8 protein-coding genes are annotated in these 8026 nt (G+C 30.9%); 6 read left to right on the top strand and 2 right to left on the bottom strand.

What is annotated here, in order from left to right; translation table 11 throughout:
* A partial coding sequence (gene lnu(H), locus N5E64_RS15075) for a lincosamide nucleotidyltransferase Lnu(H) (protein ID WP_280038217.1) occupies nt 1-771 on the bottom strand: 771 nt, incomplete at its 3' end.
* A 1393-nt stretch (nt 772-2164) separates the two neighbouring features.
* The gene (locus tag N5E64_RS15070) at nt 2165-2485 is read right to left on the bottom strand and encodes a hypothetical protein (RefSeq protein ID WP_280038216.1); all 321 of its coding nucleotides are present in this window, start codon (nt 2483-2485) and stop codon (nt 2165-2167) included.
* A gap of 442 nt (nt 2486-2927) precedes the next feature.
* Between N5E64_RS15070 and N5E64_RS15065 the strand changes: the two genes are divergently transcribed.
* From N5E64_RS15065 to mph, 6 genes are all read left to right on the top strand, one after another.
* Entirely contained in the window at nt 2928-3962 is a 1035-nt protein-coding gene (locus tag N5E64_RS15065; RefSeq protein ID WP_280038215.1) for a replication initiation protein, read from the top strand.
* A 41-nt stretch (nt 3963-4003) separates the two neighbouring features.
* Nucleotides 4004-4456, top strand: coding sequence for a hypothetical protein (locus N5E64_RS15060; protein WP_280038214.1), 453 nt, complete (start codon nt 4004-4006; stop codon nt 4454-4456).
* Nucleotides 4457-4553: 97 nt separating this feature from the next.
* A complete protein-coding gene (locus tag N5E64_RS15055) occupies nt 4554-4814 on the top strand; it encodes a hypothetical protein (protein ID WP_280038213.1) in 261 nt (86 codons plus the stop codon).
* Nucleotides 4811-5086, top strand: a complete 276-nt coding sequence (locus N5E64_RS15050; protein ID WP_280038212.1) for a Txe/YoeB family addiction module toxin — start codon at nt 4811-4813, stop codon at nt 5084-5086. Before N5E64_RS15055 ends, N5E64_RS15050 begins: the two co-directional genes overlap by 4 nt.
* Nucleotides 5087-5699: 613 nt before the next feature.
* Entirely contained in the window at nt 5700-6923 is a 1224-nt protein-coding gene (gene mef(C) / locus N5E64_RS15045) for a macrolide efflux MFS transporter Mef(C) (protein ID WP_085286200.1), read from the top strand.
* Nucleotides 6924-6927: 4 nt separating this feature from the next.
* The gene (gene mph / locus N5E64_RS15040; protein ID WP_078213155.1) at nt 6928-7812 is read left to right on the top strand and encodes an Mph(E)/Mph(G) family macrolide 2'-phosphotransferase; all 885 of its coding nucleotides are present in this window, start codon (nt 6928-6930) and stop codon (nt 7810-7812) included.
* Nucleotides 7813-8026: the final 214 nt, after the last annotated feature.

Raw genomic sequence — 8026 nt, 5'->3', positions numbered from 1 at the left:
TTTTCTTATTTCATGTAGGATTTCTTTCATTTTTGGTTCAATATTTAGTTCGTCAAATAGTTTTTCCGATAAATTTAATGAGTTTTCAAAAGCTAAAATTATATTTTTAGGATTTAAATCCGATGTTACTGTTTTATACGCAAAATACCAAGTCGTATCAATATCCTTTTCAAGACTTTTAGTTGGACTTTCCCAATGTTGGGTTTTGTTTGTTCTTGCTCTAATAAGCCAAAGCAAATATTTCTGAACATTTGATAAACTATGATGAGCATGAGCAAATTCTTCTCGCTTAATTAAGTTGCTTGTTGTCAGTATAACATTCAGTAATGATTGACTTAACCACAAGATGTTTTCATTTGTTATTCTTTCGGGCGATTTCGTTTTGATTTGATTTAGTGTTTTCGTTAAATGTCCGTCTTTGTCGATTAGGTTCATTTGGTCAAAATCGCTAAATGCAACAATTCCGTCCCAAGATTTGATAATTTCAATTTCCTCCGTTTTTAAAAAATGAAATTCGCCTCTGACCATATTCTCAAAAATAGCAACTTCGCTTCCATATTCATTTGTAAAATATAATGCCACAGGATGAATTTGATTTACCCATTTTTCCGACGAGAAATTTTCTTTATTTTTTAAAAAGATGTAAAATTCGATATCAGAATATTTATCTCCTTCGCTTTTAGTAAATGAACCATACATAAAAACAGCGGAAACATTTTCGTCTTGTTGAGCTATAGATTTTGTTTTGTTAATCATTTGTAACTGCGTCATTTCTTCTAATTTTTAAAAGTTGATAATAGAAATTCTCACTGCTTTTTGAAAGCAATAAAAAAGTTTCACTTTTTTTATTTTGAACATTTACTTATAGCTTCATCGGATTATATTTTTTTATGTTCAACATTCTGTTTGGTAAAATTACCGCTAACATAGTAATTTACGAAGTAAATAATAGAAAAGTTTCGTGAAATATTCCCTATATCCGTATTTCGTGTAATTACTTTGTTAAAAGTAATAAATTCTTTGATAGTCTATATTATCTAAATAACATTTGTATGAATAGCGAGGTTTTTATTTAAAATTTTTAAATTCTCAATCATGGATCACGAAACTCTACAATTGATACTTTATTAATCTATTTCATTACTTAACATAATTCTTATTATAGCCTTTATTTTTCGGTGTAATTAACTGATTTTAAATCAGTGCCGAATCAGATAAACGAAAATCAAAAAAGAGGGGCTTTGTAGCCCTCTAAAAGCGTTGAAGCTTGATTATTCAAACAGGTCAAAAAATGATAAAAAAGAAGCTAATCGGAATTTTTTCGATTGGCTTTTTTTTATTTAAACTTATAAAAACGTGTTTGGAAAGAAGTAAAACACAACACACATCCAATCCTATTTTTTAAAAAATTCATCAATTCTCTAAATATGTTTAAATCTACAAATCATATACATATTATATATTTTAACATTATTGATAATCAATATATTACATTTAAAAATAAGCTAAAAATATATTATTTATATACTTTTTGAAAATGCTGTTTTCACAAATCATTGAAAACTAACAACTTACGAAATGTCACGCAGTTCCCTCTTGCTATCTTTATTTTTCTATAAAAATTGTTCATTTTTAAGAAAAAAAAGAGCCTTAAAAAAGCCTTTCTAAAAACGTGTTTTGAATGAATGCTCAATAGATAGAATAAGCAAAAACATTCTCCTATTATAGCTGTATTAAATTTGTTGGAGTTTAAGAATACCTCCTTTAAAAAAACACCTTAAATATGCTTTATATCAATTAGTTACAATCAAAATACCTCCTTTTTAACATATAAAAGGAGGTATTTATATCTGTATGTAATTACTAATCAATGGAATAGGTTTTTGTATCGGGGTTTCCCCGATTCCGTCTTGCTATTCCTACTTTTCCTTAAAAACCTAAAAATCATCTTCATTTTTAATTTATAAAAAGTGTCAAAATTTGATTCAAGTTTCACTTGAAAATAATAAAACGAGGCGTTTTATACTACTTGCTTGTTTTGAAAAAACAAATTTCCTCTCCCTTTGAAAAACTCTCCAACAAAAAAAGAGGAAAACCCTTGATAGAATTTCCCTCTTATTCGCTTTCAAATTAAATATTTACACTTATATTTTCACAAATATATTTAAAGTTTAGCATTAATTTGATTAGCAACTAATCGAGCCGAATTTAAAATATAGTGCTCCTCATTATTTTGGTCTAAAAACAGCCTTAAAACATTTTCTAGTGCAAACGCTTCAAAGTATTTAAGCGAAATATTGAAATTTTTGGTGTTTTTACGTTCCGTAATCGCTTTTTTCTCTAATTTGATACATACATCTTCGCAAATGGATAAAAGTGCTTTAAACGCGAAATTTGAAGCTTCCACCGGAATTTCAAAATTCATCAAAATGTACACAATGGCATTGAGATTGGATTTATCGAGGTTAATTTTAATTTTATTCACTGATAATCAATAGTTTAAATAAATGATACAAAAAAACGGCGCCGCCCCCTGGTGCGACCTGCGGTCAGCTGCATCTTTTTTTTTGTTTTGTTTTTCTTTTCAGAACTCTTTCCAAAAACGATTTTGAAAAGAGTTTCGAAAGTAGTCGATTTTTCATTGAAAAATCACCCTTAAAAGACTAAAAAAACACCATGTTTTTGTATTAAATAAACATAGCTTATCTAACATTACTTATCGGCTTTCGACAAAAAACGTATATTAAATTGAATATCATAATAGTTACAACGTTTTAAAAAACACTAACTATAACTTATTGAATAAACAACTATAACTTATTGAATAAATAGAAAACACCTAACTATAACTTATTGAATAAATACTATAACTTACATTTGTGTAAGTTATAGTATTTATATAAATTTGTTTTTCAATACTATAACTTATGTCTAAAATCAACAATAAAGAAGTGTTACAATCTTATATTTTAACGACAGCTAAATATGACTATTCTGTTTACGAGAAACGCATTCTTTATCGTCTTGTAGAACTTTTTCAAGGATTACTCCAAAATCAGAAGCTAAACGATAAGATAACTATTGAACAGGATAATCAATGTACTAGTATTGTTAGTATGCCTATTAAGTTGTTTTTACAAAACGAAACAGATACAAACCATATTCGAATAAAGTCAGCTTTAAGAAATTTAGCAAAAAAGTTTTTTGAATATGAAGATGAAAACGATTGGGAATTGATCTCAGTAATTTCAGAACCTAAAATAAAAAAAAACACAGAAATTGCTACTTTCAGAATAAATCCAAAAATAGTAGAAGCATTTTTAGATTTCTCAAAAGGCTTCAAAAAATACGAACTTAAAGTAGCTATGGAATTTGAAAGTGTATATACTATGAGGTTTTACGAATTGCTTTCAAACCAAAAAACTCCCATTAATTATTCAATAGATAAATTAAAAGAGATATTTAATGTTACAGATAAATACAGATTAACTGGTGGTTTTATTCAAAAAGTTATCGAACCTGCAAGAAAGGAACTTGACAGATGCTCTCCTTACACTTTTCATTACGAACCAATCAAAACAGGTCGTAAGATTACAGGTATTCGTTTTATTCCGATTCATCAACCACAATTTGAAGATGAATCATTGAAGAAACAAAAAGTAATGAAACAAATGTCTAATCGTTGGTTTATTCCTAAAAACATTGAGGATTATTTGAAGTACAATTACGAGTTTACAGATAAAGAATTAAGCAATAATATTAGCTTGTTTGAAAACATATATAACAACCTTTCAGAAGAAGAATTATTAGACTTTTTAGTTGAATTAAAAGAGCAATCTGTACTCTATGAAATCAAAAATCTTAAAGCGTATTTGATTGGTTCATTAAAAAAGAAAGCTGAACAGCTTTTTGAAAATAAATACATTAAAAATGACCATAATAAAAACCTAGACAAAAGCTAGACTTGACCTATATTTGACCAACTAGACAAAATCAACGAAAAATGAACTATATTGATGTAAAAGAAGCTTGCGAAAAAACAGGAAAAAGCGAAAAAACAATTAGAAGATTATTCGCTAAAGATGAATCTAAGCCATACTTACAAAAAAAGGGAAATAAAAACTTCATAGAAGTTAATTATCTTTTTTCTATCTATGAAGCTGAAAAAAAGACCAAAAAAGAACCTAGACAAAATATAGACACGACCAATAAAAGACCAAGCGACAACGAATTGAACGAATTAAAAATAAAACTGGCTTTATATGAGCAAGAAATAAGATTAAACAAGACTTTACACGAACAAGAATTGAAAAATAAAGAACTTCTTTTGCAAGAAAAAGAGGGCAGAATAATGGATTTACAAAAAACTATTTTGCTTTTAGAAGCACCTAAAGAAGAAACACAAAAAACTGAACAAACTCCGATTCAGAAGAAAAAAAGATGGTGGCATCTTTAACCTTTTATTTCTACAGAGGGTTGTTTTAGGTTTCAATTTATTTATACTTATTAATTAAAAACTATTCTGTATATTTGTGTACACAAATGATTACACAATGGCAATTATAGAAACTACAAGTAGACAATTCAGAGAACATCAAAAAGATTTCTTTGATATGGTCGATAAAGGTAAAAAGGTTGTAATAAGACGAGGAAGTAAACAAGCTTATGTTCTTACACCTATTTCTCAAGACGACTTATATTTTACAGATGAAATGGTACAACGTATAAAAGATTCTGAAAAAGAAATAAAAGAGGGAAAAGGAATTAAGATAAAATCTAAAGACGAATTACAACAATTTTTTGATAGCTTATGATTTATGAAGTGATCTTCTCTCCTAAAGCAAAAGAAGATTTAAAGAAACTTAAAAAATCAGAACCTAAAGCATTTCAAAAAGCAGTTATTCTTATTAGTGAATTAATGGAACACCCTAAGACCGGAACAGGAAAACCTACACTTAAAAAATATAATTTAGCGGGGTTCTATGCTCGTAAAATAACAGATAAACATAGATTAGTATATTCCATTGATGATGATAAGATAATTGTCCAAATTGTATCTGCAAGAGGACATTATGATGACAAATAAAAGCCACAATCTTTTTAAGATTGTGGCTTTTAGTATTTATAATAAAAAAGAAGGTTTTGTTTTTACTACAAAACCTTCTAAACCAACCTAAACCTATGAAAAAACACTTTAGTGTTTTCTAAGTTAATAAAGTTCAAAACGAATGCCATTATTTTCATTAAATATCTATTTATGTAATAATTAACATATGCTATAACAAAAAAAAGTCCTCCAATTTGGAGGACTTTTTAATTTGTTTATATTTTACATAATCTGTGTTATGTTCTTTTTGATTGCTTAACGTTTTGGGGCTTTGCGATGGTGGGGCAATCGAAGCACAAATCTTCAATTTTGCACAAAAGTTGAACCGAAGAACAACAGTTGAACTTTGCAGTTTCGCCCCACTATTGCAAAACCCTTGTTAGCTGCTGGGCTTAATTTTGCTAAAATAGCTTATTTTTTGAGATAATAATTTGTACTTTTGTGGCTTCACTTCCAAAAAGTATACAACACGTGGCAAAGCCTTGGATTAAATAATTATTAGGGTAATTCTCTTCAAAACCCACTTTTATGGTATAGTACTCTATTAGTATTATGCTACAATTATTTTGTTGTATAATTTAATCAAGTTTTTATGGAAAACCGTAAATGGTTTAAGACCTATATGTTTATATGGGCTGGACAGTTTGCTTCAATGCTTACAAGTTATGCTGTTCAGTTTGCTATTGTTATATGGCTTAGTCTGGAGTACAAGTCAGCCGAAGTTTTAGCCTACGCAGGAATAGCAGCTATGTTGCCTCAAGCATTGATAGGCTTAATAGCAGGTGTATATGTTGACCGTCTCAATCGTAAATATGTAATGATTTTTTCGGATGCTTTTATAGCTCTCTGTGCCCTTTTGTTACTCGTCATTTTACAAAATGAAAATGTTAATCTTATATGGATATACATTTTATTGGGTTTACGCTCTGTTGGTAATGCTTTTCACGCTCCGGCACTACAGGCAATTGCTCCGCTGATTGTACCCCAAAATGAATTGATAAAGGTAGCAGGAATTAATCAGGTGTTACATTCGGTTTGCAGTATTGGTGGTCCTGCCATTGGCACATTAGCCATTGCTTATCTTCCTATTTCAAAAGTATTGTACTTGGATTTGATTGGAGCATTGCTGGCTATTCTTTCACTCGTGATGGTGAAAATTCCCAATGTGGTTGCGAAGTCAAAATCGTCTGCACATTCTATTGCTACAGAATTTTCGGAAGGGTTTCAGACTGTTTCAAAAAACAAAGGTTTGCGTTATCTTTTTCTTTATGCAATGGCGATAACCTTTGTTATAATGCCAGCTGCCATTATGTTTCCGTTGCTCACAACAGGGCATTTTGCAGGAGGAAAATGGGAGATAGGAATTGTAGAAGTGGTTTGGGGCGGAGGTATGCTTATTGGCGGTGTCATCCTGAGTATTTTCAAATTGAAAGGCTCAAAAGTAGTCGCAGTCAATGTTATGTATGTATTATTGGGACTTACATTTATTTTGAGTGGTGTATTACCTGCAAGTTGGTTTGTAGGATTTGTGATGGTAACAGCCATTGGCGGTATCAGCCTGTCTGTTTTCAATGGCTGTTTTACAGCAATTGTACAAACAGAGGTAAGTCCTGAAAAATTAGGACGTGTATTTTCACTTTATTATAGTTTGGCAGTTTTGCCAAGTGTAATCGGTTTATTATTCACAGGCCTGATTGCAGAAGTTATTGGTGTAAACATTACGTTTATCATAAGCGGTTGTTTGGCAATCCTTGTGGGTATTCTTTCGTTTAGCACTCGCAACTTAATGCAATTAGGTAAAATCAAAAATATTTAAAAAAATGAAAAATAGAGATATTCAAAAATTAGCGGAAAGAAATGGGTTAATTCTTTCGGATGAAATGAGTTTTAATGAAATGGGAATTGATTTTAAGGTTGGTTTCGCTACAGATAGGGATGGCACAAAGTGGTTGTTGCGTATTCCAAGAAGAACAACCTTAGGCGAACAGATTGCGAATGAGAAACGCATTCTTCAATTGGTGTCGAAATACCTTTCGGTTCAAGTTCCTGATTGGCGTATAGCTAATGAAAAACTGGTAGCCTATCCTTTGCTCGATGGAAAACCTGCACTTACTTATGATGCGGAGACTTATGAAGTAACCTGGAATATGTCTAAAGAAAACGACCTTTATATACCATCATTAGCGAAAGCACTTATAGAACTTCATTCAATTCCTACGGAAGAAGTACTTCGTAATAATCTAAAAGTTTTGACACCTGAACAGGTTAGAAATGAGATTTCTGAAAGATTGATTTTGGTGAAATCTGAATTAGGGATAAATGCCGAATTAGAACTTCGGTACCAAAAATGGCTGGATAATGATGCCTTATGGCCGAATTTTACAAAATTCATTCACGGTGATTTGTATGCAGGTCATACACTTACTCATCATAATGGAGAAGTTTGTGGAATTATTGATTGGTCAACTGCACAAGTCAGCGATATAGCACAAGATTTTTCAGGTCACGTTACTGTTTTCGGTGAAGAAAGTCTGAAAAATTTAATTTCGGCATACGAAAAACAAGGTGGAGAAGTATGGGATAAACTGTTTGAACAAGCAGTTGAACGAGCTGCTGCCGCACCTCTAGCTTATGGATATTTTGCTTTAGAAACACAAGATGAAATTCATCTTAGTTCTGCAAAATTACAGTTAGGTGTTGAGTAGATTTTTTTTAGTAGGGGCTGACACCTTAATCGGGTCAGCTCCCTATTATTTCAAGGGATGTTTGTCTATTAGCGTTGTTGTGTAGCCTTGCAGCTAACGGTTTACGGCTTGGTGCTGTGGCGGCCTTTTAGTACTGTGGTTGAATAAAATTACTATCGTTCAATTGAGCACATCTGTTCAATAGAAATCCGTCACCCGCCATTTCGCCAAACCG

Origin of the sequence: Empedobacter sp. GD03739, from assembly GCF_029843245.1 — a bacterium.
GTDB lineage: Bacteria > Bacteroidota > Bacteroidia > Flavobacteriales > Weeksellaceae > Empedobacter > Empedobacter falsenii_B.
Note: the sequence above shows the minus strand (reverse complement) of the source record. Positions and strands in the feature narration are given on the sequence as shown.

What these genes read in the sequence shown, in the direction of transcription:
- N5E64_RS15065 (WP_280038215.1), top strand. Translation starts at nt 2,928, where the DNA reads ATGTCTAAAATCAACAATAAAGAAGTGTTACAATCTTATATTTTAACG.
- N5E64_RS15060 (WP_280038214.1), top strand. Translation starts at nt 4,004, where the DNA reads ATGAACTATATTGATGTAAAAGAAGCTTGCGAAAAAACAGGAAAAAGC.
- N5E64_RS15055 (WP_280038213.1), top strand. Translation starts at nt 4,554, where the DNA reads ATGGCAATTATAGAAACTACAAGTAGACAATTCAGAGAACATCAAAAA.
- N5E64_RS15050 (WP_280038212.1), top strand. Translation starts at nt 4,811, where the DNA reads ATGATTTATGAAGTGATCTTCTCTCCTAAAGCAAAAGAAGATTTAAAG.
- mph (WP_078213155.1), top strand. Translation starts at nt 6,928, where the DNA reads ATGAAAAATAGAGATATTCAAAAATTAGCGGAAAGAAATGGGTTAATT.